25 protein-coding genes are annotated in these 26,720 nt (G+C 61.3%); 7 read left to right on the top strand and 18 right to left on the bottom strand.

What is annotated here, in order from left to right; genetic code table 11:
• Positions 1–24: 24 nt before the first annotated feature.
• From pal to htpX, 13 genes are all read right to left on the bottom strand, one after another.
• Entirely contained in the window at positions 25–582 is a 558-nt protein-coding gene (pal, locus tag KUV46_05085) for a peptidoglycan-associated lipoprotein Pal (GenBank protein ID QYJ01771.1), read from the bottom strand.
• A gap of 128 nt (positions 583–710) precedes the next feature.
• Positions 711–2,069, bottom strand: a complete 1,359-nt coding sequence (gene tolB / locus KUV46_05090; protein QYJ01772.1) for a Tol-Pal system beta propeller repeat protein TolB — start codon at positions 2,067–2,069, stop codon at positions 711–713.
• Positions 2,070–2,093: 24 nt separating this feature from the next.
• Positions 2,094–2,984 carry a hypothetical protein gene (locus KUV46_05095; GenBank protein QYJ01773.1) on the bottom strand — a complete coding sequence of 297 codons (891 nt, stop codon included), beginning with the start codon at positions 2,982–2,984 and terminating at the stop codon, positions 2,094–2,096.
• 3 nt (positions 2,985–2,987) lie between these two features.
• On the bottom strand, positions 2,988–3,434 hold the full coding sequence (locus KUV46_05100; protein QYJ01774.1) for a biopolymer transporter ExbD: 447 nt from the start codon (positions 3,432–3,434) through the stop codon (positions 2,988–2,990).
• A 3-nt stretch (positions 3,435–3,437) separates the two neighbouring features.
• Entirely contained in the window at positions 3,438–4,145 is a 708-nt protein-coding gene (tolQ, locus tag KUV46_05105) for a protein TolQ (protein QYJ01775.1), read from the bottom strand.
• Positions 4,146–4,323: 178 nt separating this feature from the next.
• A complete protein-coding gene (locus KUV46_05110; GenBank protein ID QYJ02350.1) occupies positions 4,324–4,722 on the bottom strand; it encodes a YbgC/FadM family acyl-CoA thioesterase in 399 nt (132 codons plus the stop codon).
• A gap of 49 nt (positions 4,723–4,771) precedes the next feature.
• Positions 4,772–6,358, bottom strand: a complete 1,587-nt coding sequence (gene purH / locus KUV46_05115) for a bifunctional phosphoribosylaminoimidazolecarboxamide formyltransferase/IMP cyclohydrolase (protein QYJ01776.1) — start codon at positions 6,356–6,358, stop codon at positions 4,772–4,774.
• An 81-nt stretch (positions 6,359–6,439) separates the two neighbouring features.
• Positions 6,440–8,293, bottom strand: a complete 1,854-nt coding sequence (locus KUV46_05120) for a polysaccharide biosynthesis protein (GenBank protein QYJ01777.1) — start codon at positions 8,291–8,293, stop codon at positions 6,440–6,442.
• 26 nt (positions 8,294–8,319) lie between these two features.
• Positions 8,320–9,978, bottom strand: coding sequence for a heparinase II/III family protein (locus KUV46_05125; protein ID QYJ01778.1), 1,659 nt, complete (start codon positions 9,976–9,978; stop codon positions 8,320–8,322).
• Between the two features lie 91 nt (positions 9,979–10,069).
• Entirely contained in the window at positions 10,070–10,738 is a 669-nt protein-coding gene (gene rpe, locus KUV46_05130; GenBank protein QYJ01779.1) for a ribulose-phosphate 3-epimerase, read from the bottom strand.
• Positions 10,739–10,834: 96 nt separating this feature from the next.
• Positions 10,835–11,341 (bottom strand): glycine zipper 2TM domain-containing protein, encoded by a 507-nt coding sequence (locus tag KUV46_05135; protein ID QYJ01780.1) that lies wholly within the window; start codon positions 11,339–11,341, stop codon positions 10,835–10,837.
• 116 nt (positions 11,342–11,457) lie between these two features.
• Positions 11,458–12,741, bottom strand: coding sequence for an MFS transporter (locus tag KUV46_05140; GenBank protein ID QYJ01781.1), 1,284 nt, complete (start codon positions 12,739–12,741; stop codon positions 11,458–11,460).
• Positions 12,738–13,646, bottom strand: a complete 909-nt coding sequence (gene htpX, locus KUV46_05145) for a zinc metalloprotease HtpX (protein ID QYJ01782.1) — start codon at positions 13,644–13,646, stop codon at positions 12,738–12,740. Before htpX ends, KUV46_05140 begins: the two co-directional genes overlap by 4 nt.
• A 109-nt stretch (positions 13,647–13,755) precedes the next feature.
• On the opposite strand from htpX, the gene KUV46_05150 reads away from it, so the two are divergent.
• The 3 genes from KUV46_05150 (at position 13,756) to KUV46_05160 (ending at position 15,639) form a co-directional block, all read left to right on the top strand.
• Positions 13,756–13,941: a DUF1674 domain-containing protein gene (locus tag KUV46_05150; GenBank protein QYJ01783.1), complete on the top strand. Its 186-nt coding sequence runs from the start codon at positions 13,756–13,758 to the stop codon at positions 13,939–13,941.
• Between the two features lie 180 nt (positions 13,942–14,121).
• A complete protein-coding gene (locus tag KUV46_05155; GenBank protein QYJ01784.1) occupies positions 14,122–15,042 on the top strand; it encodes a hypothetical protein in 921 nt (306 codons plus the stop codon).
• Between the two features lie 174 nt (positions 15,043–15,216).
• Complete coding sequence (locus KUV46_05160; GenBank protein QYJ01785.1) at positions 15,217–15,639, top strand: VOC family protein; 423 nt, start codon at positions 15,217–15,219, stop codon at positions 15,637–15,639.
• A 27-nt stretch (positions 15,640–15,666) separates the two neighbouring features.
• On the opposite strand, the gene KUV46_05165 is transcribed toward KUV46_05160, so the two are convergent.
• Positions 15,667–16,683, bottom strand: coding sequence for an aldehyde reductase (locus KUV46_05165; protein ID QYJ01786.1), 1,017 nt, complete (start codon positions 16,681–16,683; stop codon positions 15,667–15,669).
• Positions 16,684–16,987: 304 nt separating this feature from the next.
• On the opposite strand from KUV46_05165, the gene KUV46_05170 reads away from it, so the two are divergent.
• On the top strand, positions 16,988–18,958 hold the full coding sequence (locus tag KUV46_05170; protein ID QYJ01787.1) for an acyltransferase: 1,971 nt from the start codon (positions 16,988–16,990) through the stop codon (positions 18,956–18,958).
• Positions 18,959–19,016: 58 nt separating this feature from the next.
• On the opposite strand, the gene KUV46_05175 is transcribed toward KUV46_05170, so the two are convergent.
• Together KUV46_05175 and KUV46_05180 are read right to left on the bottom strand one after the other, a co-directional pair.
• The gene (locus tag KUV46_05175) at positions 19,017–19,787 is read right to left on the bottom strand and encodes a hypothetical protein (GenBank protein QYJ01788.1); all 771 of its coding nucleotides are present in this window, start codon (positions 19,785–19,787) and stop codon (positions 19,017–19,019) included.
• 83 nt (positions 19,788–19,870) lie between these two features.
• A complete protein-coding gene (locus KUV46_05180) occupies positions 19,871–20,851 on the bottom strand; it encodes a DMT family transporter (GenBank protein ID QYJ01789.1) in 981 nt (326 codons plus the stop codon).
• Between KUV46_05180 and KUV46_05185 the strand changes: the two genes are divergently transcribed.
• The gene (locus KUV46_05185; GenBank protein ID QYJ01790.1) at positions 20,850–21,140 is read left to right on the top strand and encodes a hypothetical protein; all 291 of its coding nucleotides are present in this window, start codon (positions 20,850–20,852) and stop codon (positions 21,138–21,140) included. The genes KUV46_05180 and KUV46_05185 overlap by 2 nt on opposite strands.
• 5 nt (positions 21,141–21,145) lie before the next feature.
• Here KUV46_05185 and KUV46_05190 read toward each other — a convergent pair whose 3' ends face one another.
• A complete protein-coding gene (locus KUV46_05190; GenBank protein QYJ01791.1) occupies positions 21,146–22,033 on the bottom strand; it encodes an SDR family oxidoreductase in 888 nt (295 codons plus the stop codon).
• Positions 22,034–22,170: 137 nt separating this feature from the next.
• Positions 22,171–24,429 carry a prolyl oligopeptidase family serine peptidase gene (locus KUV46_05195; protein QYJ01792.1) on the bottom strand — a complete coding sequence of 753 codons (2,259 nt, stop codon included), beginning with the start codon at positions 24,427–24,429 and terminating at the stop codon, positions 22,171–22,173.
• Between the two features lie 182 nt (positions 24,430–24,611).
• Between KUV46_05195 and KUV46_05200 the strand changes: the two genes are divergently transcribed.
• Both KUV46_05200 and KUV46_05205 read left to right on the top strand, forming a co-directional pair.
• A complete protein-coding gene (locus KUV46_05200; GenBank protein QYJ02351.1) occupies positions 24,612–26,240 on the top strand; it encodes an amidase in 1,629 nt (542 codons plus the stop codon).
• On the top strand, positions 26,237–26,719 hold the full coding sequence (locus KUV46_05205) for an arsenate reductase ArsC (protein QYJ02352.1): 483 nt from the start codon (positions 26,237–26,239) through the stop codon (positions 26,717–26,719). Before KUV46_05200 ends, KUV46_05205 begins: the two co-directional genes overlap by 4 nt.
• The last annotated feature ends 1 nt before the right edge of the window (position 26,720 follow it).

The raw sequence follows: 26,720 nt of genomic DNA on the forward strand, positions 1-26,720 counted from the left end.
TCAGCTATTGTCAGTCCAGAGCGCTTAGCTGCTCGGGCCGCCCATGATCTGGGTGAACGCGTTGCGGTTCATCGCCCATGCAGCTTCGTTCGACTCTGGCGCGATCGGGCGCTCCTTGCCGTAGGAAACCGTGTCGATGCGCGAAGGCGTAACACCAAGGTTCACGAGGTAGTCGCGAACCACAGAGGCACGGCGCTCACCGAGTGCGAGGTTGTACTCACGGGTGCCGCGCTCGTCGGCATTGCCTGCAACCAGGATGCGGACGTTCGGGTAGTTTTGCAGCCAGGCAGCCTGACGCTGCAGCACAGCCTGGTCGTCGCCATCGAGACGGTACTGGTCGAGGTCGAAGTAAACGCGGTCGCCGACATTCACGCGGAAGTCTTCGAGAGAGCCAGCAGCCGGACCAGCGTCGATCACGCGGTTCGGAGTTTCGATGTCGGACTCGCGGACCGGACCGGTATTCGCATTGCCGTTATCGGAAACTTGCGACGCCGAATTGTCGACCGGATCTGGCTTCGATGCGCAAGCAGCGGCGCCGAGGATCAGGGCGAGGGAAGCAGTAGAAAGAACTAGACGACGCATTGGTTACTCCTTCGTAAGGTCGTTGGCGCGACCCATTAGTGTCGGATTTTGTCAACTTCGTGGCTGACGATAGGTTCCTGAAAAAATATTCAGCGGCAGGGCTTTCTGCACTCGCCGCGGCTCGTATCCTAGTTCAGAAGCGGCGACCATGCCGGATCGGACGCCTGTGTCGGGGTCGGAATCTGGCGCAGGTTGCGGCCGGTCAGATCGACGGACCAGAGCTGCGGTCCAGCGCCCGGCGCGCGCTCACGGAAGAAGGTAATGACGCGCCCGTTCGGCGACCATTCCGGACCTTCGTCCAGATAGGACTCGGTCAGAACACGCTCGCCTTCGCCATCAGTGCCAATGACACCGATTGAGAAGCGGCCACGCGACTGTTTGGTGAAGGCGATGAGGTCACCGCGCGGGCTCCAGACTGGCGTAGAATAGCGGCCCGAGCCGAAGGTAATACGGCAGGCCGTATCACGTCCGCCCGACGGGCAGGTCAGCGGTGAGCCGTCCGTATTCATGATGTACAGTTGCGGGCTGCCACCACGGTCAGAGTTGAAGACAATCTGGCGTCCGTCAGGCGACATGGAGGGCGATGTGTCGATTGCCGGATGGTCCGTCAGCCTGCGCGTACTCTGCGTGACAAGGTCTCTCAGATAGATGTCGGAATTGCCGTTCACCGCCTGCGTCAACAGCACCGACTGGCCATCGCGAGAGAAGCGCGGCGCAAATGTCATGTTCTGGAAATTGCCGAGCACTTCCTGGCGACCACTCTGGATGTCGAACAGATAGACGCGCGGACGGTTATTCTCGAACGACATATAGGTGATCTGCTGGTTCGAAGGCGAGAAACGCGGCGTCAGGACCGTGAACGTGCCGGAGGTGAGGTATTTCACATTGGCGCCGTCAGAATCCATGATTGCGAGGCGCTTGGTGCGGTCATCCTTCGGGCCGGTTTCGGCAACATAGACGATACGCGAGTCGAAATACGGGTCTTCACCGGTCAGGCGGGCATAGATCGTGTCTGCGATCTTGTGCGCGATACGGCGCCAGTCTTCGGGCTTTGCCGTAAAGCGGCGGCCGGCCTGACCTTCAAGGCGCATGACTTCCTCGCCATAGACATCCCAGAGGCGAACGGACGCGCGGATAAACTCGACGCCCTCGATGGTCACACGGTCAACTTCGCCCACGACCAGCGCATCGGTCTGGATGATCTTCCAGTCGGCAAAACGCGGCTGGGTATTGATCGACAGGTCGCGCTGGATGAAGGCGCTCTGCGGTGTGATCTCGAAGAGGCCGGTCGACAGAAGGTCATTCTGGATGACTGACGTGATATCCGTCGCCAGCTGCCTGTCCGCGCCTTCTGCTTCGAACACAGGAATTGCGATCGGCGTCGGCTTCAGCGTGCCTTCGGAAATGTTCACGGTCACCTGCGCCGTCGCGGCGGGAATGACCGCCACAAAGGCAGCGAAGAGATAGGCGGCAATTGATTTCATCATCTGGCTATCGCCCTTTCCTGACGTCTAGTTACCCGTAAAAGCCGGGCCGAGATTGATATTGGCTTCCTTCCAGAGATCGTAATCATCCCTCGGAAGCCGGTATGGTTGACACTTCTGGACCGCGCGCTGCGCCCGTTCGATCGCAAGCTGCATTGGCCGGTCCCCGATCGGCGCGCGCGACGGGCGCACCAGGTCGAGATCGATCAGGTTGCCTTCTGCATCGAGGCGTGCCCGCATGCTGACATTAAGCCGTTCCGGTTCTGGCTGATCGCCGACACCGTCCCAGCACGGATAGATCTGATTGTAGAGCAGCTGCTCGATCCGGACAGTGTTGGCCGTGCGATCGCCTGCGCCGGCACGCCGCTCCTGCGGGGCGGGCGTTTCTTCGCGCGGCTGTGTTTCACGGCGCGGCGCCTGCGTTTCCCGGCGGGTCTCACGCTCGCTCTGGAAGGTCGATTCTGCCGAGTTCAGGAGATTGTCGAGCGCGCTGCTATTACGCTTCGGGTTCGGCGCGGCCGGACGCTCTTCCTTTGGTTCCTCTGGCGGCGCTTCTTCTTCCTCGTCAGGCTCTGCCTCGAAGTTTGGAAGAATGTCGTCATCCTCTTCAGGCGGAGCAGCCTCGCGAGCCGTTTCGACCTCATCGACCGGAATGTCCCGCTCGTCCGGGATCTCCTCGACCGGAAGCTCTTCGTCTTCCTCAGGCTCCGGTTCCGGCTCTGGCTCGAGCTCTTCTTCCGGTTCCTGCGGTTCGATAACCGGCGCGACATTCGTCATCTCACCGACATCGACCAGTTCGACCGGCACAACGACAAACTCATCCTCCGTCACGGTCGTGCCGACGTAGGGCCAGGCGATATAGCCTGCGCCAATCACTGCAGCATGCAGCATGATGGATGCCGGAAGGCCTCGGATCATATCCTAGCGCGACTCCTCGGCCTGAGGGTCTGTGACGAGCGCAATATTGCGATAGCCGGCGCGCTGCATGCGGGTCATGACGCCCATGACCTGACCATAATTCACGCCCTCATCTGCCCGCAGGAAGATGCGCTCTTCATAGCCCTCGCCCGCGATCGCATAGAGCGTGGAGACGAGCTCCTCGGGGTTCACGCGCGTTTCCTGGATATAGATCGCCCCGCTGGAGTCGAGCGACACCGAAAGCGGCTGGCTCTGCGGCGCGCGCAGGTTCTCTGCTGACGCTTTGGGCAGAGAGACCTCCACGCCCGTTGTCAGCAGCGGCGCCGTGATCATGAAAACGATCAGCAGCACGAGCATGACATCGACGAGCGGGGTCACATTGATTTCTGCGGCCATCGCGCGGCGGCCGCGGTTTCGCCCTGACGGGCCAGCAGCAAATCCTCCAGCCATGACTTACGCTCCGAGGTCCGAAGCGCGGCGCGACAGGCGCACCAGAAGGTCCTGGCTGAAAGTATCGAGCTGGTCTGCGAACCGGTTCACGTCGCCGGTGAACTTGTTGTAGAAAATGACCGCCGGAATGGCCGCAACGAGGCCGAGGCCGGTCGCAAACAGCGCTTCGGCAATCGGGCCTGCAACGTTGGTCAGGCTGGTGTCCTGCTTCTCGGCAATGTTGAGAAACGCGTTCATGATGCCCCAGACTGTGCCGAAAAGACCGATGAACGGGGATGCTGAACCGATTGTCGCGAGTACGCCAAGGCCATTGCTCAATCGGCCAACCTCACGGTCGACACCTGCACGCAGAGAGCGTTCGGCCCGGTCGATCATCATCATATGATCGTTCGGCTCTGGCGCGCGGCGGGCATCGCTCCATTCACGAGAGATGGAGGCATAGATGCGCGAGGCTGCGTCGCTGCCTGCAGGCGGCCCGCGGCGGTCAAGGTCATCTGCCCGGCCCGACCAGAAGGCATCCTCGAAAGCCTTTGCCCGGCGGCGCGCCCGCGAGACGCCAAAGGATTTCTCCACGATCACTGCCCATGACCAGAGGCTGGCAATGAGAAGGATAATAAGGACGAGTTTGACCACGATGTCGGCTTCCATAAGAAGGCCGAGAAGGGAGAAGCCGCCATCGTTGACAATCGGCGCTGGGACGTCGCTTTCCATGAAATTCCTCTTCTTGCTGGCTGCAGCACAGCCTTTGCGCACGGCCCCCATCAGACCGCACGATCAATACGCTCCCCCTATCCTACGGAAATCAGGCGGAAACTTGGCATCTGAAGCAGAATATGTGCCGGAGCGCGTATGACAGACCGCTTTAGAGGCAAAAATATTGCCCCTTTGTTCAGGCCTTGAAAATATAGGGGCGAAGTCGCTGGACGACATCCGGGATGGGCCGGCGCGGACGCCCGTCCGTATGGATCATGATCGCGGTAATCACAGCTTCTGCAATGACCTCGTCGCCGCGGCGGGCAGTCTGCTCGAACAGGACTTTTGCGCCCTTCACGCCGGTATAACGCGAGCAGATCATCAGCGCGTCATCGATCCGTGCTGCACGCTTATAATCCACCTGCACATTGGTCAGCGTGAAGGCCGCGGGCTCCGGCAGCGCCAGAAGTGACTGGTGCGAAACACCGGCATCGCGAAGGAATTCTGACCGTCCCCGCTCAAAAAAACGCAGATAATTGGCGTGGTAGACCATGCCGGTAAAGTCAGTGTCTTCGTAATAGACCCTGACCGGCAGCCAGTGCTGCATTGCGGCATCGAAGGGAGAGACGGCCTCTGCCACTGCCCTAGTGCCTGAAGTGGCGCATGCCGGTGAAGACCATGGCAAGGCCCGCCTCGTCAGCCGCCTTGATCACGTCCTCATCGCGGATAGAGCCGCCCGGCTGGATCACCGCTGTCGCACCGGCCTCAGCGGCCTGCAGGAGACCATCCGGGAATGGGAAGAACGCGTCGGAGGCTGCCACACAGCCACGCGTCTTCGGCTCATCCCAGCCTGCCACCTCGGCGGCGTCCACCGCCTTGCGGGCAGCGATACGCGCGGAATCGATCCGGCTCATCTGGCCCGCGCCGATCCCGACAGTAGCCCCACCTTTCACATAGACGATGGTATTGGACTTCACATGCTTGGCGACGCGCCAGGCAAACAGCATGTCCTCAAGCTCCTCGTCGCTCGGCGCCTTTGCCGTCACAACGCGAAGGTCGTCGCGCGAGACGCGCCCGAAATCACGGTCCTGCACGAGGAGACCGCCCGCGACGCTTTTCACCACACGACCGCGCGCCAGTGGGTCAGGCACACCGCTGGTCAGCAGCAGGCGAAGGTTTTTCTTCTTCTCAAAGATGGAGAGGGCGCCCTGATCAGCGCCTGGCGCGATGACGACTTCGGTGAAAATCTTCGTGATCTCTTCTGCCGTCTCCTCGTCGAGCAGACGGTTCAGCGCAACGATGCCGCCAAACGCCGACGTCGAGTCGCATTCAAGCGCCGCCTTGTAAGCGGCGAGCGGGGTGTCGCCCATTGCAACGCCGCAAGGGTTCGCATGCTTGATGATCGCAACGGCCGGGCGCTCATCGCCCAGTTCACCGATCAGCTCGAACGCCGCGTCCGTGTCGTTGATGTTATTGTAGGACAGCTCCTTGCCCTGCACCTGGCGCGCATTGGCAACGCCCGGTCGCTTGTCGCCCGTGACATAGAAGGCGGCCGACTGGTGCGGGTTTTCGCCATAACGAAGCTCCTGCGCCAGCTTGCCGCCAAAGCCTGCCCAGTCCGGCGTCGCATCGTTGAGCTGCTCGGCATACCAGCCGGAAATTGCAGCATCATAGGCGGCCGTGCGCGCATAGGTCTTTGCCGCAAGGCGGATGCTCAGCTCCCGGCTCACCTGACCTTCATTGGCATCCATCTCAGCCAGCGCGCGCGCCACATCGCCCGCATCCGTACAGACGGCAACGGACTCGCCATTCTTCGCCGCAGCCCGCAGCATGGCAGGCCCACCAATGTCGATATTCTCGATACAGGTGTCGAAATCGGCATTCGACGCGACCGTCGCTTCGAACGGATAAAGGTTGATATAAACGAGATCGATGGCCTCGATGCCGTGGCGCTCTGCGTCCTTGCGGTGGCTTTCAAGGTCACGGCGGTAAAGCAGGCCGCCATGAACTGCCGGGTGCAGTGTCTTGACCCGGCCATCCATCATTTCTGGAAAACCGGTCAGGTCAGCGACATCGACGACGTCGAGGCCTGCCTCTTTCAGCGTGCGGGCCGTGCCGCCCGTCGAGACCAGCTCAACGCCATGAGAGGCGAGCCTTTGACCATGTTCGACAAGCCCGGACTTGTCTGAAACCGACAGCAGGGCACGGCGGACCTTGAAACGCTCAGTCATGGGCTCGGCGACTTTCATTCTTCTGGAAACCGGCGCCAGTGGGTAGCACCGCAATCCATTAGGTCAACCGTGTGTGGCCGCTTACTCCGCCGCCCGACGCGGACGGTACTCCGGCACCAGCTCTGCGAGCATTTTAATCGCCTCGTCACGGCGGCGATGACGGGCATGATCGAGCAGCTCATCGAGCTTCTCATCGAAGTCGTTTGCGACAACCTGCTTGGAGGCAACCTTGTAGATGCCCTCAATGCCGATCGCATTCACCTCTTCATGATTGTAGGTGAGCTTCTCATGCATCTTTTCGCCGGGGCGAAGGCCCGTCGTGCGGATCTCGATATCCTGCCCTGGCACAAGGCCTTTCAGGCGGATCATCGCTTCAGCCAGCGCCTTGATGCGAACCGGCTCACCCATATCGAGCACATAGAGAGAGGCTGACCCCGGGCTGCCATTATGCGTCGCCGATTGCAGGACGAGCGCGGAGGCCTCTTCCACCGTCATGAAGTAACGAGTGACTTCCGGATGGGTCAGTGTCACCGGGCCGCCCTTGGCGATCTGGCGCTCAAACAGCGGCACCACAGAGCCTGAAGACCCTAGCACATTGCCGAAGCGGACCATGGAAACAGAGAAGTTCGAGGAGACAGCCTGCCGCGTCACGGTCAGCTCTGCCAGACGCTTGGTCGCCCCCATAACATTGTCAGGGTGTACTGCCTTGTCGGTCGATACGAAGACGAATTTCTGGACTGATGAAGTCTGCGCCGCTTTTGCCGTGATCAGCGCCCCGCCGACATTGGTCAGGATGGCTTCACAGACGTTCTGCTCCATCAGCGGCACATGCTTCAGCGCCGCCGCGTGAATAATGATGTCAGGCTCAAACTGTTCGATGGCCCGGGACACCCTCGCGATATCGCGCACATCGCCGAGCTCTGAGTTGATCGGCAGGTTGGGGAACTGTTCTCGAAGCGACAGGTCGGCTTCGTAGAGATTGTACTCGGACGAATCGAACAGGGTCAGCGATTGCGGGTTCATGCTCGCGCACTGGCGCGCAAGCTCGGACCCGATCGTGCCGCCGCCGCCCGTCACGAAGACCCGCATACCTTCGATCATGTCCGCGACAGGTTCGATGTCGAGCTGGCGTTCACGTCGGCGCAGCAGGTCTGCCGGCCGTACAGGCAACATGGCGGCCGATGTCTGGTCGGCGGCAGCGCCGAGCGACATGACTTCTGTCTTTCGGCTGGCCGCCACTTCCAGAACCTGCGTCATATAATGACGCTCGCGCGCGATGCCCGCCACGGCCACAAGCGGCGTCTTCTCATAACGAAGGGTCAGCAGGTCGAGCACCTTGCTCAGATCTTCCAGCCCGCCAAGCACGGGGATGCCGCGAATCTTCCGGCCGAACTCTGCGCCTTCGGGCTCCAGCAGGCCAAGAATGCGAACCTTCGCGCCCTTCTCATCCTTGCCCATGAGCGAGTCGATACGGGCCGCCTCTTCTGATTGCGCGATCAGCAGCACCATCGGCGCGTCGGGACGTGCCCGCGAGAAGAAGATCTGGAGCGGCCGCTGCGTCGAACGCCAGAGCGCGACCATGCGGCCAGAGAAGATGATGGTCAGCCAGATGACGACCGCAATGACGATAGCCGTGCGCGGCACACCGACGAGCCGGTTCCAAAGGAAGACAAGCGGCAGGAAGAACAGCGTTGCCAGACCAACGGCCTGGACGATACGAACCGCATCCCGCCAGCCGGAATGGCGCCACACCTGTTTGTGCACGCCCAGCATGTAGAAAGAGACAAAGCCGACGCCGGCAAAGATCGCGGTGGTGACGATACCGCCAAAAAAACTGTCAGGCGGCGCGCCGCCTGTCATCATCCAGCGCACGACCAGCGCAATAGCCATCGCCACCGCTGCGGCTGCGGTGTCGAAGCCAAGCGTAATCGCCATGGCTCTTCGGGCTTCGTCGCGTGGCGTCACTCTGCCTTTTCCTTCAAGAACACCCACCTAAGGCAATTAGGCGGTGCAGAACCATCACTATTCGGGTCGGCGCGCCCAGAAAGTACGATTTGCCTGCTTTTCTCCACCACACCGCGGCTGAGATAAACCGTCTTTTCAAGTTTCGCACCAGGATGGCTGGTCTTGAAATGCCAGATATCGCCTGAATCGGTTCGTAGCCGGATATACCTGTCTTTCATCGTGGCTGAAACCGTTGGATGTAGGTGAAAGCGCACGGCAAAAGGGATGGGCTTTTCCAGCTTGGCCGGCCCCTGTGACAGCGGGCGCGCGAGCGAGTCCTCACCTGTCAGGCGGCTACCGTCTGCAGACATGAAAAGCCTGCGGCGATGAAGCAGGCCGAACAGCCGCTTATAGCCGCCATGCTGGGCATCCAGCCAGATCTCTTCATTCTCTTCCATACGCTTGGCAAAGATGCCTTCGGGCCCTTCAGGAAACGTCAGGCCCGTCTCTTCATTGCGCCGGAACGGGGCGGAATCTTCGGCGTCCAGCACCAGTGTTGAATGGGCGCCGGTTCTGCGGACGGCAGCCCGCCAGTCAATGTCCGCTTCAGGACTGAACCCGCATGACGTCACCAGCCGGGACTCGCCGTCCTGGAATTCAAAACTCAGCGCCCCGGCATGGGCCCCGTCCCCGAAAGGCTGGGCCGGCGCTTCACCCGCATCGAGGATAAGGCATGCCCCAGCCTTGAGGATTTTGTGAAAGCCGGACTTTGGCGCGACCATGAAGCCGCGCGGCCGCGTCTTCATCCGCTCCAGAACCGCGTCTACAATCTGCGGCAGGCTCTCATCGCTGTCATTGAAGGGCGGCAGCGCGCCGTCGCCGCTGCGGAAGAAAGCGACCATGCCGCCCAGCCGCTCGATCCACTTTGACATGAATTCCGGGACGGGCCGGCCGGCCTTTCCAAAGGCATCTGCCAGGATGCAGAGGTCCAGCATGGTCCGCAGGCCGCGCGCAGGTGCCCTTGTCACATGCCCGCCATCCGGCAGGATCTGCGCCGTGCACTCGCTCTCCAGCAGCTCAAGCGCCTCATCGAGGCCCTCGCCTTCCTTCAGGCAGAGGCTATCGAGCACCATGACGCAGGCCACGCGCCAGCGGGCGATGAAGTCGACACAGTCTGGCTGCAGCGCCTCGATATGGCGCAGATGCCGCGCTAGTGTCTCAAGCCGCCGCTCGATGTCGGCAGGCTCCCCGCGCGTAAACAGCATGGAGCCGCAAAGCATCCAGTTCCAGACGCGGTCGCCCGCGCAACCGATCCGCCAGGCAAATCCGTTGAAGCGCCCGAAATTGGCCATCCAGTCATCGACAAGATAGCAGGCCCGCTCTGCCCCTGCCTCGCCCTGGGCGAACACATCGGCCAGCCAGTCGAAACGATGAACCCTGTCGGCAAAGTGGCGCGATGGCAGAGGGGCCGTCCATGGCGGCAGACCCTCATTCATCTCGATCTTGTCCGCGCCGATCCGCCAGACATCCTTCATCAGGCTCTCGCCGCGCATATGGTCAGGCGGCGCAATCGGATCGGGATAGATTGAAAAACCGTCTGGCGTGGCACCGGAGATTTTCAGCCGGTGAATGGGAGAGGCGGCAATGTCCTGCCCGCTGACACCAGCCAGACGCATCCACAAATCCGCATCCTCTTCAGGTGTACGGCGTGGGGGTGGGGTCGATTTGGCGTACTCCACTGCGGTCACTCGCCTGGTGCTTATAGCTCTACTGGCCGTCTTCTCCACGAAGTGCGGCGATGTTGCGAGCATAAGCATCCGCACCCCCCTTGAACACAGCTGATCCTGCGACGATCGCCGTTACCCCCGCCTCGATTGCACGAGGCGCCGTTTCCGGAGTCAATCCGCCATCGACCTCAAGAATGATGTCGCGTCCACAGGCATCTATCTTCCTACGGAATGACTCAATCTTTCTGAGCTGGCTGTCAATGAAACTCTGGCCCCCGAAGCCCGGATTCACCGACATGACCAGGATGAGGTCGATATCATCAATGATCGGATCGACGACTTCGGCCGGGGTGCCGGGGTTGATGGCAACGCCCGGACGCATGCCTGCCGCGCGGATCGACTGGAGCGTGCGATGAATGTGCGGGCCAGCTTCTGGATGCACCGTCAGGATATCCGCGCCGGCATCGGCAAAGTCCTGAATGTAGGGATCAACAGGCGCGATCATCAGGTGAACGTCGAACGGCTTGTCCGTGTGCGGACGCAGCTTCTTGATCACTGGCGCGCCGAAAGTGAGGTTCGGCACGAAATGCCCGTCCATCACATCGACATGGATCATGTCGGCGCCAGCCGTATCGATGGCGCGAATTTCTTCGCCCAGACAGGCGAAATCTGCAGACAGTATCGAGGGGGAGATCATGACGCGTGACATGGCACGCTGGGTAAGGCGAAACCGCCGCAAGCACAAGGCTCGCGGCGGCATCGAAGCTTCAGTTTCAGCAGGCCAGAGACCCGGCCCGGCGGCGATCTAGTAGCGTGAGTAGCCCTGCGCTGGCGACACCGTGGTGCGGCCGGCTGCATAGGTCACGTTCACGCGCTGGCCGGGATACATGGCAATGTCCGCGCCCTGCACGACTTCGACCGTGCGGCCGCTATCGAGCTGCACCGTATAGGCGAAGCCGCGGCGGGTGTTCATGCCCTTGCCAAGCTCATTACCGGCAAGGCCGCCAAGGACTGCACCGCCAACGGCGCCAGCCGTCTGCGCCTTGTCGCCGCCGCCAAGCTCAGAACCTGCAAGACCACCGAGTACCGCGCCGGTCGCTGCGCCAAGAATGCTATTGTCCGGACGGATCGTGACTTCGCGCACATCGCTGATCGTGCCGAGCTCGACCTGCGAGGCATAGCCGACATCATTCGGGCTCACCGTGTTCGCGCCATAGGTGCTCGCACAACCAGCCAGCGTCAGGGTGAGGGCCGCAAACGCGCCTGCCATCAGACGGCTAGGCTTGGCGACTTGAGAGGCTTTGGTATTCATTATCCGGATCCTTTGATTACGGGACAGGACAAAGTATCCGCCCCGCGCGCTGAACGGAATATGAATTGCCGGCGGCAAGAATAAGGCAACCGAATACTTTTCGGCGATCGGACGGCTCAAGCCTTGCGGCGAAGCCTCGAGATGAGGAAGGCGTCGTGCACGAAACCGTCCTGCGGCAGGGTGAGAAGGTCGCCCGCCCCTGTCAGTCCACCCGCAAAAGGCCCGGCTTCCGTGGCAGTGATCGGCGCACGCTCCAGCTCCGCATCCTTCAGCGCGGCCGCCACAACATCAGCCCCTTCACGCTTCAGCGGCGTACAGACGCAATAGACGATGGTACCGCCCGGCTTCACCAGGCCCGCCGCTGCGTTCAGGAGGCGTAGCTGTACTTCAGGAAAGCGCGCAATGTCGTCAGGCCCCTTGATCCATGCCCCTTCCGGGTGACGCCGCAGCGTTCCGAAAGCTGAACACGGCGCATCCAGCAGCACGGCATCTGCCTGCTCGCCCGGAGACCATGTCTCGGCATTCGCCGCAACAATCTCCACTCCCTCCGTTAGGCCTGTACGCTCAAGGTTCTCTTCGACCCGCTGCAGCCGCGTCTTCGACCGGTCGACCGCCACCGTCTTCGCGCCCATCGCGGCGATCTGCATCGTCTTGCCACCCGGCGCGGCGCAAAGGTCAAATACCGTCTGGCCAGCCTCGATCCCGAGCAGCTGCGCTGGGATCGCCGCCGCCGCATCCTGAACCCACCAGTCGCCAGCGCGGTAGCCTTCAACGCCCGCCACATCACCAGAGGCAACCCGCAGGCTGCCAAGCCCGACGCGCTTCGCGCCAATCCGCTTGGCGAGGTCTTCGGCAAAGCCCTCATCACGGACAGTGAGGTCGAGGTCCGGCTCCTCCATCTGCAGGCGGGCCAGCGCCGATGCGCCCTCAACACCCAGCGATGTCATCAGCTCCACCGTCAGCCAGTCCGGCCAGACAGATGTTACCGGCGCTGCATCAAAAGCGGTCCGGTCATTCACCGCCTTGCGCAGCACCGCATTCAGAAACCCCGAAGCAGAGCGGGCACGCGCCCAATGCTTCGCCGCGTTCACCGTCTCACTCACCACCGCATGCGCCGGCGTATCCAGTATCCAGCTTTGCGCCGCCCCAATCCGCAGCAGCGCCCGCGCTGGCGGCACGGCCGTCTCGATCGGGCGGTTGAGGAAAGGCGCAAGCCCCTTGTCGATACGGCCCAGCTGGCGCAGCGCGGCGCTCGCCATGGCGCGGGCAAAGCCCCGGTCCGGGCCGGTCAGCGCGCCATACGTCTCCGAAAGCTCCATCGCCTCATCCAGCGTGCGGCGATTGTCGAGGGTTTCAATGAGGAGATCGGCGGCAGCTTGTCTTGATCTGGATGCGCTCATCCCCACGGCCCACGGGCTGTGACCGTTTCGGGATAGAGCCGCTCAGGCGGCGCCACATTCATTTCCATGGCGAGCTTGTGCAGCGCCTCGACACGGTTGGCGGTAGAAGGATGGGTCGAAAACAGATTGTCACCTTTACGCCCGGCAAGCGGGTTCATGATGTAGACGTGCGCCATGGCCGGATTGGCTTCGGCGCGCTGATTGAGATTGGAGCGTGCGCCCCTGTCTATCTTTTCGAGCGCCGACGCAAGCCAGTAAGGGTTGCCGCAGATTTCTGCGCCCCGCTTGTCGGCCTCATATTCCCGCGATCGGCTGATCGCCATCTGGACGAGGCCCGCCGCCATTGGTGCAAAAATCATGATGGCAAGCGAAGTGAAGATGCCGCCGCGTGAGCGGTCACCAAAGAAGATCGCGAAATTGGCCAGCATACCGATGGCACCCGCCAGCGTCGCCGTCACCGTCATAGTCAGCGTGTCGCGGTGCGCCACATGGGCCAGCTCATGCGCCATGACGCCAGATACTTCCTCGCGGGTCAGCGTATTGAGCAGCCCCGTCGTCGCACACACTGCAGCATTCTTCGGATTACGGCCTGTCGCAAACGCGTTCGGCTGCGGCGTGTCGATAATATAGATGCGCGGCGCAGGCAGGCCTGCATGGGCGGCGAGCGCCCGCGTGTCATTGGCGAATGTCCTGAAGATCGGCGAGCGTTCATCTGGCGAGACTTCGCGCGCGCCCTGCATGCGCAGCACGATCTTGTCGGCATTCCACCACGAATAAACATTGAGCAGGAGCGCGACAGCAAAGGCGATTGCCATACCGACAACGCCCCCCACCAGATATCCGACAGCCATGAACAGGGCTGTCATCGCAGCCAGCAAGACAAAAGTCTTCATTGTTCCCGCCATCGGGCGCTCCTTGATGCTGAGGGCAGACGTTTTAATATTTTGCGTTGAACTATATGGAAAGCGTTAACGCGCCTGAGAAGCGTGACGCCGCAAGCATGACAATAATCTAATGAAACAGCCCCTTTCCCCCGAAGCTCAACGCGCCCTCGACGAAGCAAAAGCGCGCCGCGAGGCCCAGATAGAGCATGAAAAGGCGCTCGAAGCAGAGCGCGAAAAGGAAACCGGCGGCCCGCGTCACCGCGAACCCACGCGTTTTGGTGACTGGGAACGCAAGGGCATTACTTACGATTTCTAGGACTGCCGCCTGTCGTCAGCCTGCCTCCTCTAGCGCTCTGCACGTCGCACGCGAGCGCCGTTCCCCTCTCCGGTTAAGCCGTTTGCTTCGCCCCTCCTGATCACGTTTACTGGCCGTTGGCCCTGCATTTGCTGCAGGACACAGTAGATCGACCGGACTTTCGCTCAGGAGGCGAATACTATGCCATATCGGTACAAGGCGGCCCTGCTTGCTGCATCCGCAGCGCTTCTGGCGACACCTGCGCTCGCAGATGGTTATGAGAACCGTCCGGTCAACCGTGGCCCGGCGCCCCTGCAGGCACACGCCCAGCAGACACCGCCCGAGCCCGGCTGCTACCTGGTCGGCCACGACACCTGGTCATGCCCGCCGCTGCCACAGTCGGCACATCGTTCACATGGCGCAGCGCATTCCAGCCATCACGGCTATAGCAGCGCGCCCGCGCGCAGCGTCGAGAGCCACAGCGTCAGCCATGGTGGCTACACGTCCGGCACGGTTTCCCAATCTTATGCGGCAGCACATGCCGGCCACGCACATGCCTATGGCGCAGCTTGCGGCGGCGGCTACAACGCCATTGCGGCGCGCCCTGCACAGGTCAGCTATGCGACGCACACAGCGGCATACCCTGCGACGCGGTCTTCATCGGCGGCTTATTCAACTCGCACAGTCTCTCATTCCGCACCGCGGCCCGTAGCCGTCTCGCGCACGGCCACCCGCAGCACCGGCTACGCAACACGGTCCGCCACACGTTCGACAAGCTATGCCCGCCGCGATGTCGATCTCGACATTTCAGGCTTTGATGGCGGCGTCGGCAATGGTGTTGACGGCGGCTATTATGGCGGCGGTGGCGGCTTTGCCTATGCGAGCGCCAGCTCCTCGGCGAGCGCCCTGTCCTCAGCAGCCGCCTCATTCACCTTCAATGGCAGCTTCCGCGGTGGCGGCGTCGGCAAGCACCATGGCGGCGGTGGGTGCAATACCTGCGGCGGCGGTGGCCATAAGGGCGGCGGCTGGAAAGGCGGCGGTCATGGAGGTCACAAGGGTGGTGGCCATGGCGGCGGCCGCGGCGGCCACAAAGGTGGCGGACACGGCGGCGGCGGACACTAGGTCCGACGATTGTCAGCCGCTTTCTTGCCCGCTAGGAAGCCAATGTCTGAGAAGGAAAGGTCGGTGCGGTTAGCCCGGCCCCTGTGCAAACAGGTCCTGACATCGCTTCGGCGCTGAGTCCCAAGGCCTTGAACGCCCCGCAATTGTGCGTGGGCGAACCAGAAGGTTTTGGATATGCAACATCAGATCGCGGTTATTACCCTCGGAGTCTCGGATATGGCCCGCTCGCGCCGTTTCTATACGGAGGGCTTTGGCTGGAATCCCGTATTCGAGAATGAAGAAATCATATTCTACCAGATGAATGGCTTCGTCCTCGGCACATTCGAGAAGACCGCTCTTGAGGCCGACATGGCTCGCTCAGGCCATACCTCTCCCGGTGCATTTTCCCTCGCCCACAATGTGATGAGCAAGAGCGAGGTGGAACCCGTCATGGACCAGCTTATCGGCGCAGGGGGCACTTTGCTGAGAGCCGCAGACGCACCCCCACAAGGCGGCTTTCGCGGCTATGTCGCCGATCCCGACGACCATGCCTGGGAAATTGCCTGGAACCCGCACTGGCCTATCAGTTCCGACGGGCACGTCACCTTTGCGCTTTAGCCAGCCAGCGCAAGTGGAGCCGACTGATCAGATCGCCCCGACCTCTATCAGGCTTTTCGCGCTCGCAATGATCGCCTCATCGGCCGGGATCGGCTCGATGCCCAGCACGGTCTTGAGCTTCTCATTGGTGTAGCCGCGCTTCTTGCCGAGCTCTGGCAGAACCTGCTTCAGCGGCGGATTGACCTGCGCAAACAGGCGCACCAGCCAGTTCGGCAGCGTGCCCTTCGGGATCTTGCGATCCGGGAAGGCCTCACGCAGGACCGCGCCCATCTCATCCATCCAGAGCACATCGCCCCCGCAGATAAAGCGCTCACCGACCGCTTCAGGTCGAACCATCGCCTCGATATGCGCGCGGGCCACATCCCGCACATCGATAATGCCAAAGCTGAGCTTAGGAAACGCAGGCAGCTTCCCCTCCAGCGGCTGACTCACCAGCTGCAGCGAGGATGAGACATCCGCGCTCATGGCCGGGCCAAGCACAGCGACCGGATTGATAACGGCAAGCTCAAGCCCCGCGCCCTCACCCGTCACATAGTCCCAGGCGGCGCGCTCCGCGATGGTCTTGGAACGGGTGTAGGCCGTATTGTCATCCAGATTGTCCGGGTTGGACCAGTCCACCTCGCTCAGCACATCCGGCCGCTTGTCGCCCCATCCATAGGCAATTGCCGCCATCGACGAGGTCAGCACCACCCGCTTCACGCCCTCGGCCTTGGCAGCCTTCAGCACGCGCAGCGCCCCATCGCGCGCAGGCACGATCAGCTCATCAGCTGATTTCGGCGTTTCCGAAGGGAATGGAGAGGCGACATGCTGGACAAAGTCCACGCCCTGTACCGCCTCGGCCCAGCCCTCATCCTTGTTGAGGTCAGCCGCCACGATCTCGATGGCAACGGGCTTGCCAGCATAGGCAGACAGGATCTCATTCAGCCGCGCCGCCTTGTCCGTCGACCGCGCCGTCCCGCGAACCTCATAGCCCCGCTCGATCAGCTGCAGGATCAGATGCGACGCGATAAACCCCGTCGCCCCCGTAACCAGTACCTTTTCCATGCCTATCTCCCCTCGCCCAAATCAAGATGGACGAGCCCGCCGCCTTGGCAAGCGAATTCGGTGAAACACTGACAAGCAGACTGCCTGTTTGGTCAAAGCTTCAGGCGACTACCTGCCCCGGCAGAATTGATGCGTCCGGTTCTGCAGAGCGCAGACTTGTCCTTTTGACAGTCCTATCGAACCGTATAATTTGCGCCCTGATGTTCTGAGTGGCCAACTCAAGCTTGGCCTCAGCCGTCGCGCGTAGATTGCCAGTTTGGCCCTGCGGTTAGGTATTGTTGTCGGGGACGAGGCGGGGCGCGGCATGAAGGACATATCAAGCGAGTCGCCGAACGGCCGTGCGCGCTCTAGCTACCGGCCAGACATTGACGGCATGCGAGCGATTGCCGTTGTCGTCGTCGTCCTGTTCCACCTCGGCAGCCCCGGCTTCGGCGGCGGCTTCATCGGCGTCGATATCTTCTTCGTGATTTCCGGCTTCCTCATTACCGGTCTGATCCGCAATGAGGTTGAATCTACGGGCGCTTTCCGGTTCGGGCACTTCTACTTGCGCCGTGTCAGGCGCCTGTTCCCGGCCCTCGCCGTTACGCTTGCAGTTAGTTTCGTCGCTGCGATCATCCTGTTTCCGCCAGAGCCCCTGCAGCGCTTTGCTGGCTCCTTCATCACATCGATCTTCAGCGTCTCGAACATCTGGTTCTGGCAGGAAGCTGGCTATTTCGACGCGGCCTCCATCACCAAACCGCTCCTCCACACATGGACGCTTTCGGTCGAAGAACAGTTCTACTTCGTCTGGCCCGCCCTGCTCTTCCTGCTGCTGCGTCTCCCGAACAAATTCGCCCCGGTCTGGGGGCTTCTGATTGTCGGCGTACTCAGCCTGCTCTGGAATTTTGACCTCGCTTATCTCGATTCAGCGGTCACCCGCACGCTGGCCCCGCCTCTGGCAGACTGGATGGCGAATGATCAGGCTTCGATCTTCTACCTCACCATGTTTCGTATGTTCGAGTTCGTGATTGGAGCGCTGCTGAACTGGTCGCCTTCGCGGATTTTCCGCAAAGGATGGGCGGGCGAAGCCGCTGCTGTCCTCGGCCTGGCGATGATCCTCGTGCCCGTCGTGCTATACTCGGAAACCGACGTCTTCCCGGCATGGCGCGCGCTGATCCCATGCATCGGCGCCGCATTCCTTATCCAGTCCGGCCAGACCGCCCGTATTGCAAGCTGGATGCGCACGACGCCAGTCGTCTGGGTCGGCAAGATCAGCTACTCGCTTTACCTCGTCCACTGGCCGCTGATCGTCTTCTATCTCTACTGGCGCGGTCAGTCGCAGGCGTCGGCAACCGAGCAAATCGCCCTCTTCGCGGCCACATTGGCGATTTCGGCGGTAATATATCAGTTCATCGAACAACCCTTGAGAAAGCCCGGCCCGACGAAAGCGGCCGACCGCCAATTCCTTGGCGCAGCTGCCGTGGTGGCGAGCGTTTTCGTGGGGCTGGGCGCAATGGTCTACCTCACAAATGGTGCAAGCTGGCGCTATTCGTCACAGGAGGCCCTCTTCCTCGAAGCGGCCGCCGTCGAGGAAGACCATTCCTGTTTCATGGCACCGTCGCTGACCTACAGGGACATCGATCCTGCCTGCTATGAGATCGACCCCACCTCATCGAAGAAGAGCATTCTCCTTTTCGGAGACAGCACAGCCGAACATCTGGTCAGCGGCTTCCGCCAGGTCTTCGGTGAGCGTTATCAGGTGCTGCAATATTCCGGCGCGACTTGCCCGCCTGTTCTGGGCTATTCCGAGCCTCACACCCCCAATTGCCCGGCCAATGTCGAGTATTTCCTGACCGAGGTCATCGCGGCCAACCAGTACGATCTGATCGTCATATCCAACACTGGCCGTTGGGAACCGCTGGTGAAGGGCTTTCCGGAAACCGCGCGGCGCCTCGACGCCGCTGGTATTCCGTACGTGATGATTGGACAGATCCCCTATTTCGGAGAGCCCCCAACCGAAATCATCGCACGCCTGCCGGAAGGCGCAGATATCGGCGAAGCGTTACGGGAAAAGCTGCATATCGGATGCAAGGGCACAGAACTCGGCGTCGATGAGCTCGTCCCCGCAGACAGGTTCTTCTCCATGGATGAGTTCATGTGTGAAGATGGCGTGCCACGCTACGAAGTCGGCGGACGGGCCATTCACAAGGATCACATCCACCTGAACCCTCTGGGCTCAGTGATGGTCGCCCGCGCGATCAGGGACTGGCTGCAGGAGACGGGCAACCTCCCATGACGTGAGACAGAACGCCTTTGAGCTGGTTTCGTATCCGCGACCAGCTCGAGCCCCTGCTTCAGGAAAACACGTCGCCGATACGGTCGACGCGGGTGCCTTCTTTCAGTTCGCGCAGCTGAACATAGAGAACCGATACGCCAACCGCGCCGATAATGGCCATCGCCGTATCGATGACGACGCCTGTCAGCATCGCCGGCACGTTGATGCCGGTCGGTGAGAACGCGCCCGCTGCGCCGAAGCCAATCGACAGGAAGCCGAGAATGGCACCGACGACAAACAGGATCACATAGCCGATCAGGATGAGGCCAAAGATCTGCCAGCGCGATCCGCGCGTCAGGTCTGCACTGCGTCCGAAACTGCCGAAGATACCGGCCTTGTCGATGACCAGCGCTGGCACCACCACCGCCCAGACCGTCAGCAGGATGAGGCCGGGGATGATCAGTAGAAGGAAACCGATCGTCAGGCCGATGCTCATCAGGATGGAGACAATGAAAAGCGGCAGGAGGGCGCGCAGCGCCGTACCAATAGCCTCCCCGGTGTCGCTAGAGCCCCGGTTGAGGGAGGTGACCGTGGTATGCACGACGGCTGCCTGCAGCATGAAAGGAAAGAGCGCGTAGAGCAGGTTGGCCAGAAAATAGCCGAGCGAGAAATTCATCTCGAACGTTCCGCCTTCAAGCGACCGCTCCAGCATCTGCGAGGAAAAGAGCGCGACCAGCAAGGTCGGCACGCCGACAAAGACGAGGCCCAGCACGACGAGGTCGACAAACTTGCGGCCGATCACGCTGAAGGTCTCGCCGATGACCGCGCCTATATTGAGTGTCTTTTCCATGCCAGCCTCGCAATTTTTCAGAGGCCGTCACCGGAGCACAAGGTTCGGAAGGCGGCAAGCCGACTGGCGCGAATTTCTCGCGCTTAGCCCCGCTTCTCCAGCACGGTGACTTTCTGGGCCTTCTTCTTGCGGTCGCGCCAGGTGATGTAGACCGCCGAGGCGATAATAATCCCGGCGCCGACCCAGACATTTACGCCCGGCAACATGCCGACGATGACAAGGTCTGCGCCCGTCGCCATGGGCAGGCGAAGATAGTCTAGCGGCGACAGGAAGGACGCGTCACCGATACTCACCGCCGAGATGTAGCAGAATTGCGCCACGAACCCGACGCCCGCCATGACCACGATCCAGCCCCAAGTCTCGAGCGACGGCATCGACCAGTAATAGATCGCAAAGGGCAGGAGCAGGATGGACGAGAGCACGTTGGCATAAGTCAGCAGCGCGACGGCCGACAGCTCGGCCGATAGCGTCTTCACCAGCACGATGGCAAAGGCGAGGAAGAAGGCGCTGAGGATCGCGCAAATCGTGCCTGTATCGAGGTGAAAGCCAGCGCTCGGCGCGACCGGCATCCAGAATACGAACACCCCGGGCACCACCATGATCAGCACCCCGAAAAAGCCAATGATGACCGCGCCCCAGCGATGAGGCCCGACCACTTCGCGCAGGAAAATCGCCGCCAGCACCGTCACGAAGAGCGAGCGTGAAAAACTGATCGCGTTGAACTGTGAGAAGGTCAGATTGAAGTCTGCCGACAGCGCCACGATGGCCAGCGTGAAGCCCAGCGTCCCGAACAGCGAGCGCAGCAACAACAGGCCCGGATGCTTGGTCTTCATCTTCGAAATGCCGACCCGCATGATGATCGGCACTGACATGAAACAGGCAAAGAAGGCCCGCCAGAACGCCAGGAAAACCGGGTGGACTTCCTCGGTCAGCGTCTTTGACAGCACCGTATAGGCGGTAAAGCCGACGGCCGAAAACAGCATGAAAAGCGCGCCGAGGGCATTGCCTGACAGCCTGCCTGTACTAGGCTCGTCCTCAGTTTCCATTTCTGTTTCACGGCTCATGCAGACCTTTTCCCAATCTGACCTCGACGAGATCGACAAGCTATGGCGAAGCGTCCCGGCCGACCATATGTGGGCCGGATGGTCAGCAGCCGGCGCAGAGCCGGAAGAGGTCTGGCTCTACCGCACACGGGCGCACTGGCGCAAATTCCCGCTCCGCAAGACAGAACACGGTTTCGCCCTCTTTGACGAGAAGGACCGCCCCGTCGCCGAGGCGGCCTCACTCGATGATCTTCTGACGGCAGTTGAGAGCATCCCTGCCCTCGCCGCCAGCGAGGCTGCCAAACGCTGACAGGGTCAGGAACCCGCCTGACCTGCCTGCATGGCAAGACGCATCTGCTCTGCCTGCTCGACCGAAATGCCCAACGCATCCAGCAACGGCCCGCCATCGCTCTCATCCCAGCTATGGCGCGGACCGACGGTCATGCCGCCATCGACGAGGAACTCACCGCCCGTGATGAAGCCTGACTTCTCACTCGCGAGATAAGCCGCCATCTCGGCGATATCCTTGCCCTGCCCGGTGCGCCCCGCAGGCTGCATCCGCCCGCCCTGCTGCTCGACCAGCGCCGCCATCTGGTCGGCCTGCTCCCGCGAAAGACCAAGCGATGCGCCAAAGATCGAGGTCGCGATGAAGCCCGGCAGGATCGCGTTGACGCGGATCTTGTACTTCGACAGCTCCGCCGCCGCGAGCTTGGAGAAGTGCGCAACGCCCTTCTTGGCCACCGAATAGGTGATCGGCGCATAGCCTGCACAGACAGCCGAGATAGACGAGGTGTTGATGATCGATCCGCCCTTCTCCTTCATCATCGGCACAGCCAGCTTCGTGCCCACAAAAACAGACTTCAGGAGCAGGTTCATGGTCTGGTCCCAGCCCTCTTCGTCCAGCTCCTCAACGCCGGTCGGGGTGCCGCCATGGCCCGCATTGTTCCAGAGGATATCGAGCCCGCCAAAGACGTCCTGCGCAGTGTCGAACAGTTTCTGCAGGTCGGCGGTCTTCGTCACGTCGCAATGGACATAACGCACCCGGTCAGAGCCAAATCGCGCTTCCAGCGCCTTGCCCTTTTCGTCCTGCAGGTCGCCCGCAACGACATTCGCGCCAGCTTCGACAAACACTTCGACACCGGCATAGCCAATGCCGCTTGCCGCGCCTGTAATAATTGCCGTTTTCCCGCTGAGATCGCCCATGAATTCCTCCTCATATTGTTTGTCTGCGAGGGGGCGCCTGACCGGGCCTCAAGTCAAGACTTGCGTCGGGTAAAGAAAACCCCCGGCACCATCTCAGGTCCCAGGGGCGATCTGGTTCAGTCTTTTAGCGGAAAGGCCTATTCGCCTTCACCAAACAGCTTGCGGTGGAGATAGACATGCTCCAGCGCATTGCGGCGCGCCGCTTCCTGCTGGTTCGCGGCTGCCGAGTGGCCGCCATCAATGTTCTCATAATAATAGAACGGCTTGCCAGCGACCTCGAACTTGCGGGCCATCTTGCGCGCATGGCCGGGATGCACGCGGTCATCTTTGGTCGATGTCACAAAGAATGGCGCCGGGTAGTCCGCATTCGGATTAAAGTTCTGATACGGCGAGATCGTCTCGAGGAAAGCACGCTCCTCCGGCACATCCGGAGAGCCATACTCGTCCACCCATGAGGCGCCGGCCAGCAGCAGGTGATAGCGCAGCATGTCGAGCAGCGGCACCTGAATGACGACGGCGTCCCAGAGGTCCGGACGCTGTGTCAGCATCACGCCCATGAGAAGGCCGCCATTCGACCCGCCCATGATGCCGAGATGCTCGGTCGATGTGACCCCCCGATTGATGACGTCCTGCGCCACGGCAATGAAATCATCATAGATGATCTGGCGCTGCGTCTTCAGGCCAGCCTGATGCCAGGCCGGGCCAAATTCGCCGCCGCCCCGGATATTGGCCAGCACATAAGCGCCGCCCTCTTCCAGCCACAGGCGTCCACGCACGCCCGAATAGGACGGGTTCATCGAAATCTCGAAGCCGCCATAGCCATAGAGCAGCGTCGGGGTCGTGCCGTCGAGCTCGATCCCCTCCCTGTAGACGATGAAGTAGGGGATCGCCGTGCCATCGCTGGAGACTGCGAAATGCTGCTCCACGGTCAGCCCGTCTGCATCGAACTTCGTCGGCAGGCTCTTGATCTGGCGCACTTCGCCCGTGCTCACATCATAACGAAGCAGGCTGTCAGGCGTCAGGAAGTCCTCATAGTTCAGAAACACCGTGTCGGAATCGCGGTCGGCAAACGCGATCCCGGCCTGACCAGAGGTGCCCGGCAGGCTGAGCTCGGTGCGTGACCAGCCATTATCAGCCGGCTCGATCTGCAACACCTTGCCGCGCACATTCTCGTCGATCGAGAGAAGCGCAGCGCCCTTGGCAATCGCGACACCGTTTACGGCCTGATTATTCTCAGGGTGGAAGACGAGAGAGACCGGCGGCACCTCGCGCGTACGCAGGAAGGTCTCAAGATCGAATGCCACGACATCGCCAGAGAAGAAGGCGGAGCCGGCACGCGGTGACCAGTTCTGCTTGAGCGTGATCAGCAGCATGCCCTGATACACACCTTCAGGTGAGGATTTCTGCGGGATCGGCATGCGCACCGGCTTGGTTTCGCCTTCCGGCAGCCACCAGTAGGTCGAGGTGAAGAACGTATCTGCCTCGACAGCCATCTGCAGGCGGCGGCCATCATCGGTCTCGATCACAGACGGCCAGACACCGACATCACTCTCATCGCCGCGCACAACTTCCACAGCTGACGATAGCGGCGTGCCGCGCGACCAGCGCTTCACGATGAAAGGATAGCCGGACGCCGTGGTCGTGCCTTCACCCCAGTTTGTGGCGATCAGCGCCGTATTGCGGTCCACCCAGGCAAAACCCTGCTTGGCCTCAGGCGTGACAAAGCCGTCCTCGACAAAGCGCTTGGTGGCGATATCGAACTCGCGCTGGATGACGGCGTCCTTGCCGCCATCCGACAGCGAGATCATGCAGTACCAGCGCGCGCCGACATCAGACTTGAAACAATTGGCGCCCTTATAGACCCAGTTCTTGCCTTCTTCCTCGGCCAGCGCGTCGATATCGAGCAGCGTTTCCCAGCGCGGATTGCTGGTCTCATAGCTTTCCAGAGAGGTGCGGCGCCAGACGCCGCGCACATTGGTGCTGTCCTGCCAGAAATTATAGACATAGCCGTCGCGCACAGTGCCGTAGGGAATGCGCTCATCCGACTGCAGGACGTCCAGCGCTTCCTGATAGTAGCGGTCATACATGCCGCCGGACTGGAGCTCTTCCAGCGTGCGCTCATTCTGGGTGCGGACCCAGTCCAGCGCTTCCTCGCCTTCGACCTCTTCCAGCCAGATATACGGGTCTTCACCCGGGGCGACGTTTTCCTGCGGATAGGTTTTCACTTCGGCAACGGCCTCCTCGGGCATCAATTCAGCTTCTTCCTGCGTCGCTTCTGCTTCGGCAGATTCCACCGTTTCGGCCGCTGCCATATCAGCCTCTTCACTTGGCGGCGGGGTCGATTGGCACGCTGCAACCAGCACAAGAGCCGCCATCGCTGTCAGGGGTTTTTTCATTCAGAAACTCCGATAAGGTGACGCAGAATATTGTTTCCTGCATGGTTAAGCAGAAAAGATTGTCCGGATACAAGGGAGCATCCATGAAAGACACAACCCGTCGCAACCTGCTAAAGGTTGGAGCCGCAGGAATCTCGGGCATGGCTGCGCTTTCCGGGCGTGCCGCTGCGCAGGAGACGGACATGGCAGGCATTACTCCGGGCACGATATCGAGCGCCGAAAAGCTTGCCGGTGTTGAATATACAGCCGCCGAGCGCGAACAGATGGTTTCCTCACTTGAGGACCAGCTGAGCGCCATCCAGCAGCTCCGTGCGGTAGAAAAGCCAAACACGCTCGCGCCTGCACAGACTTTCAATCCGCAGCTTCCCGGCATCGACTATCCCGCCGCCAAGGCAAGTTCTGGCGATGCGGCAACGATTACGCCTAATTCCGGCATTCCGTCCGACAAAGTCGATATCGCCTTTGCCCCTTTGACACAGCTTGCAGGCTGGATCCGTTCTGGGGACCTGACGTCTCGCCGGCTGACGGATATCTATCTCGATCGCATCGAGCAGCTCGACCCGAAGCTGCACGCCTGGATCACCGTCATGCCGGAGCGTGCTCGCGCTGAAGCAGACGCGATGGACCGCGAACTCGCAAGCGGCAATGATCGCGGGCCCCTGCACGGTATCCCATATGGACTCAAGGACCTGTTTGACGCGATTGGCGCACGAACGACCAGGGGCGCGAAGCCTTACAGCGAAGGGGAACTGGCCGCTGCTGACAGCGCCGTCGTTCGTAAGCTGAAAGATGCGGGCGCCGTCCTGCTTGGCAAGACAAGCTGCGGCGCACTCGCCTATGGCGACATCTGGTATGGCGCCGTGACCCGTAACCCATTCGATCCGCGTGAAGGCTCCTCAGGCTCCAGCGCAGGCTCTGCTTCTGCAGTCGCTGCAGGCCTTTGCGGCTTTGCGATCGGTACCGAAACACTGGGCTCCCTCGTTTCCCCGTCACACCGCTGCGGGGGATCTGCCCTGCGTCCAACATTTGGACGTGTCTCGCGCGCGGGCGGCATGGCGCTCTGCTGGTCGCTCGACAAGGTCGGCCCCATGGCCCGCAGCGTGGGCGACCTCGGCCATGTGCTCTCCGCCATCAATGGGTATGATCAGGACGATCCAAGCTCGCTTCACTCAAGCTTTGCCTATCAGCCGACTGCCGACTTCTCCGGCATGAAGATTGGTTTTGACGATGCCTGGATGGAGTCCGCCAACGATGTGGAGAAAGCCGCCTTTCTTGAGGCAAGAAGGCTGGGTGCAACTTTCGTACGTTTTAAACTTCCAGAACTCCCATCGGCGCCGCTACCACAGCAGCTGCTTGCAGAAGCTGCCGCCGCCTTTGAAGAGCTCACACTCTCCAACCGCGATGATGATATGGTCTGGCAAGAAGACCCAGCCTGGCCAAACAGCTTCCGCGCCATCCGCTTTGTCTCTGCAATCGACCTCATCCAGGTCGACAGGCTGCGCCGTTTATGGATGCAGGCCATGCATGAAGCCTTCGAGGGCATCGACCTCGTCATCGGCCCGAACTTCTCATCCGGCATGCTGACGCCAACCAACTTCACCGGCCATCCTTGCCTTGTGATGCGCGCCGGCTTCCAGGACACGCGTCCACGTAGCATTTTTGGCCAGCCGCAGGATGAGACCGCCTCGACCGCGCGCACGCCCATTGCGATCTCAATGTGGGCACCGCTCTTTCAGGAAAACACGCTACTCTCATTCGGCGCAGCGCTTGAAAACGCACTCGGCGTTGCAGGAGAACGACCATCCCTCTGAAGAACCACAACATACTGATCCTGTGCACCGGGAATTCCGCGCGCTCGATCATCGGCGAAGTGCTGGTCTCCGCCATGCCCGGCTTCAAGGGCTATAGCGCAGGCTCGACCCCGCGCGGTGAGGTCAATCCGATGGCCATGTCCGTGCTTGCGGCAAAGGGCCACGATACAAGCGGGCTCACCTCAAAGAGCTGGGATGTCTTCGCCGCCGAGGATGCGCCGACAATGGATGTGATCATCACGGTCTGCGACAATGCTGCCGGAGAGGTCTGTCCCTATTGGCCGGGCCACCCGGTGCAGGTCCATTGGGGATTACCGGACCCGGCTGAGGTTGAGGAGATGTCGCGCCAGCGCATCGCGTTCGAGGACACGTATTTCAGCCTGAAAAAGCGCCTTCAGAAACTCGCCGCGCTCGATCTCGACGCAATGCCCGCGCCTGAACTGAAAGCCGCCATACAGGCGATCCACACACAGCGCTGAT

Origin of the sequence: Thalassovita mediterranea, assembly GCA_019448215.1 — a bacterium.
GTDB lineage: Bacteria > Pseudomonadota > Alphaproteobacteria > Caulobacterales > Hyphomonadaceae > Henriciella.

Excerpts from the sequence above, each read along its gene's own strand:
- pal (QYJ01771.1), bottom strand. The coding sequence starts at position 582 with ATGCGTCGTCTAGTTCTTTCTACTGCTTCCCTCGCCCTGATCCTCGGC.
- tolB (QYJ01772.1), bottom strand. The coding sequence starts at position 2,069 with ATGATGAAATCAATTGCCGCCTATCTCTTCGCTGCCTTTGTGGCGGTC.
- KUV46_05095 (QYJ01773.1), bottom strand. The coding sequence starts at position 2,984 with ATGATCCGAGGCCTTCCGGCATCCATCATGCTGCATGCTGCAGTGATT.
- KUV46_05100 (QYJ01774.1), bottom strand. The coding sequence starts at position 3,434 with ATGGCTGGAGGATTTGCTGCTGGCCCGTCAGGGCGAAACCGCGGCCGC.
- tolQ (QYJ01775.1), bottom strand. The coding sequence starts at position 4,145 with ATGGAAAGCGACGTCCCAGCGCCGATTGTCAACGATGGCGGCTTCTCC.
- purH (QYJ01776.1), bottom strand. The coding sequence starts at position 6,358 with ATGACTGAGCGTTTCAAGGTCCGCCGTGCCCTGCTGTCGGTTTCAGAC.
- KUV46_05120 (QYJ01777.1), bottom strand. The coding sequence starts at position 8,293 with ATGGCGATTACGCTTGGCTTCGACACCGCAGCCGCAGCGGTGGCGATG.
- KUV46_05125 (QYJ01778.1), bottom strand. The coding sequence starts at position 9,978 with ATGCGTCTGGCTGGTGTCAGCGGGCAGGACATTGCCGCCTCTCCCATT.
- rpe (QYJ01779.1), bottom strand. The coding sequence starts at position 10,738 with ATGTCACGCGTCATGATCTCCCCCTCGATACTGTCTGCAGATTTCGCC.
- KUV46_05135 (QYJ01780.1), bottom strand. The coding sequence starts at position 11,341 with ATGAATACCAAAGCCTCTCAAGTCGCCAAGCCTAGCCGTCTGATGGCA.
- KUV46_05140 (QYJ01781.1), bottom strand. The coding sequence starts at position 12,741 with ATGAGCGCATCCAGATCAAGACAAGCTGCCGCCGATCTCCTCATTGAA.
- htpX (QYJ01782.1), bottom strand. The coding sequence starts at position 13,646 with ATGGCGGGAACAATGAAGACTTTTGTCTTGCTGGCTGCGATGACAGCC.
- KUV46_05150 (QYJ01783.1), top strand. The coding sequence starts at position 13,756 with ATGAAACAGCCCCTTTCCCCCGAAGCTCAACGCGCCCTCGACGAAGCA.
- KUV46_05155 (QYJ01784.1), top strand. The coding sequence starts at position 14,122 with ATGCCATATCGGTACAAGGCGGCCCTGCTTGCTGCATCCGCAGCGCTT.
- KUV46_05160 (QYJ01785.1), top strand. The coding sequence starts at position 15,217 with ATGCAACATCAGATCGCGGTTATTACCCTCGGAGTCTCGGATATGGCC.
- KUV46_05165 (QYJ01786.1), bottom strand. The coding sequence starts at position 16,683 with ATGGAAAAGGTACTGGTTACGGGGGCGACGGGGTTTATCGCGTCGCAT.
- KUV46_05170 (QYJ01787.1), top strand. The coding sequence starts at position 16,988 with ATGAAGGACATATCAAGCGAGTCGCCGAACGGCCGTGCGCGCTCTAGC.
- KUV46_05175 (QYJ01788.1), bottom strand. The coding sequence starts at position 19,787 with ATGGAAAAGACACTCAATATAGGCGCGGTCATCGGCGAGACCTTCAGC.
- KUV46_05185 (QYJ01790.1), top strand. The coding sequence starts at position 20,850 with ATGCAGACCTTTTCCCAATCTGACCTCGACGAGATCGACAAGCTATGG.
- KUV46_05180 (QYJ01789.1), bottom strand. The coding sequence starts at position 20,851 with ATGAGCCGTGAAACAGAAATGGAAACTGAGGACGAGCCTAGTACAGGC.
- KUV46_05190 (QYJ01791.1), bottom strand. The coding sequence starts at position 22,033 with ATGGGCGATCTCAGCGGGAAAACGGCAATTATTACAGGCGCGGCAAGC.
- KUV46_05195 (QYJ01792.1), bottom strand. The coding sequence starts at position 24,429 with ATGAAAAAACCCCTGACAGCGATGGCGGCTCTTGTGCTGGTTGCAGCG.
- KUV46_05200 (QYJ02351.1), top strand. The coding sequence starts at position 24,612 with ATGGCAGGCATTACTCCGGGCACGATATCGAGCGCCGAAAAGCTTGCC.